Source organism: Clostridium sp., from assembly GCF_051656525.1.
In the GTDB taxonomy this organism is placed as follows: Bacteria; Bacillota; Clostridia; order Clostridiales; family Clostridiaceae; genus Clostridium.
The window spans coordinates 1-1,407 of the sequence record NZ_JBOGCC010000286.1 but is presented as its reverse complement, the minus strand read 5'-3'; the positions used below and the strand labels follow the sequence as shown (position 1 = coordinate 1,407).

5 protein-coding genes are annotated in these 1,407 nt (G+C 30.3%); 2 read left to right on the top strand and 3 right to left on the bottom strand.

Annotated elements, in window-relative coordinates; all coding sequences use genetic code 11:
- The coding region (locus tag ACRDDY_RS14670) for a hypothetical protein (RefSeq protein WP_438565687.1) at nt 1-355 on the top strand (355 nt) is incomplete at its 5' end.
- A gap of 19 nt (nt 356-374) precedes the next feature.
- Here ACRDDY_RS14670 and ACRDDY_RS14665 read toward each other — a convergent pair.
- A complete protein-coding gene (locus tag ACRDDY_RS14665; protein WP_438565686.1) occupies nt 375-617 on the bottom strand; it encodes a hypothetical protein in 243 nt (80 codons plus the stop codon).
- Nucleotides 618-675: 58 nt separating this feature from the next.
- Nucleotides 676-861 (bottom strand): hypothetical protein, encoded by a 186-nt coding sequence (locus ACRDDY_RS14660; protein ID WP_438565685.1) that lies wholly within the window; start codon nt 859-861, stop codon nt 676-678.
- Nucleotides 862-901: 40 nt separating this feature from the next.
- Between ACRDDY_RS14660 and ACRDDY_RS14655 the strand changes: the two genes are divergently transcribed.
- Nucleotides 902-1,063: a hypothetical protein gene (locus ACRDDY_RS14655; protein ID WP_438565684.1), complete on the top strand. Its 162-nt coding sequence runs from the start codon at nt 902-904 to the stop codon at nt 1,061-1,063.
- On the opposite strand, the gene ACRDDY_RS14650 is transcribed toward ACRDDY_RS14655, so the two are convergent.
- Nucleotides 1,056-1,407: hypothetical protein (locus tag ACRDDY_RS14650; protein ID WP_438565683.1), on the bottom strand; the 352-nt coding region annotated here is incomplete at its 5' end. The two genes, ACRDDY_RS14655 and ACRDDY_RS14650, sit on opposite strands and share 8 nt — an antisense overlap.

The following is a 1,407-nucleotide window of genomic DNA, read 5'->3' as shown; positions in this document are numbered from 1 at the left end:
TAAATTACAGAATTTAGGCATAAGAAATAATATCGAAATTGTTGCTAGTACAAATATTCCTAATGGTGTCTTACAAATAATAAGGACTCGTATGGGAAATATTGCTTATTTCACAGCTATGGCTACAACAAATAACAGCACATTTGAACACATTAAAGTTGATTTCAAAGATATTTACTGCAGATACAGAGTATTATCTAGTACGTCCTATGCTGAAGATGGAAACGATTTAAGTATTGGCTTAACTGGAGATGAAAGTAATAGTAATATCGTAACCGCAAGTATACGTAGGATGGGAACGAATCAACCTCCAGCTATGGTTTGTAAAGTAATGCTTGTATGTGAAATTTTATAAATTTATGGGATAGTTTTATTTAACTTTTTATAGCAATCACAAAATATGATATAGGAGAACCTGCCATAATATCTCTTTGAAAAAATCGAATATGATTTGGCTGATATTGATCATAACCAATATTATTTTCGAAGTGGAACTCTCTAGCTGCTCCATTATTAGTTGCTCCTGCAGCTATTATGGTGTAGTTTGTAGGAAGAACAACTGCAAGCCTTGCACATGATTCGACATATTCATTTAATTGAGTTCTACAATACTTCATATAAATATTACCAATATCAAGTTCTATTAATCCAGAGTTATTTTGAAAGGTTGCTGTTCTAACTAAATTCTGTAATATTACAGAATTTAGTTATAAAATCATCCAAAACTATATTTAATGAAACTTTATCTCCTGGACAATCAATTTTAGCTCCAAATTTGGATAAATATTCAGATGATACTCTCTTTCGTGCAATAGCTCCGAATACTACCTCTACAACAGACGGGAATTCTTCGCGTACCACAATGATAATATCTAAAGGAGAATTAAAAAGCGGAATAACTATGCATATTCGTGGAGACGCACCAAATACACAAGGTAACGGAATTTTTATAATTTGGAAATTAATTAATGGTTCTATAAAAAATGTGACAACAGCACAAGATTCAGGCTTTACTGCACCTGCTGTACTTTCTCTAGAAGAATTAAAGATATTATCTATTTAACTTTGTAAGTACCTAAAATATAAAAATCAAATCTTCCAGTAACAGCTAAATGAGAGATAAACATTTCACCATTAGAGTTTACTGTGAATGTATTTCCTACGGGAGAAGAATTTGGAGCACTCATGTTAGTTGCTAAAAAGATTCCATTATTTAAAATATGTTTTCTTATTCTTTCTGATAAAATATAAGGTATTTTAATTAAAGATTCAGTTTTATCTAAAATACTAAGCACTCCATACACATTTAAATTATTCCCAGTAATACTAACAGTTAAAGCTAAACTAAAACCTTGACCGTTATAAGTTACCTTTTCATCAGCAAAAACATATAAATTCTGTAATTTA

Bases quoted from the DNA above. Each gene is read 5' to 3' on its own strand.
- ACRDDY_RS14655 (WP_438565684.1), top strand. From the start codon at position 902: ATGCATATTCGTGGAGACGCACCAAATACACAAGGTAACGGAATTTTT.
- ACRDDY_RS14665 (WP_438565686.1), bottom strand. From the start codon at position 617: ATGAAGTATTGTAGAACTCAATTAAATGAATATGTCGAATCATGTGCA.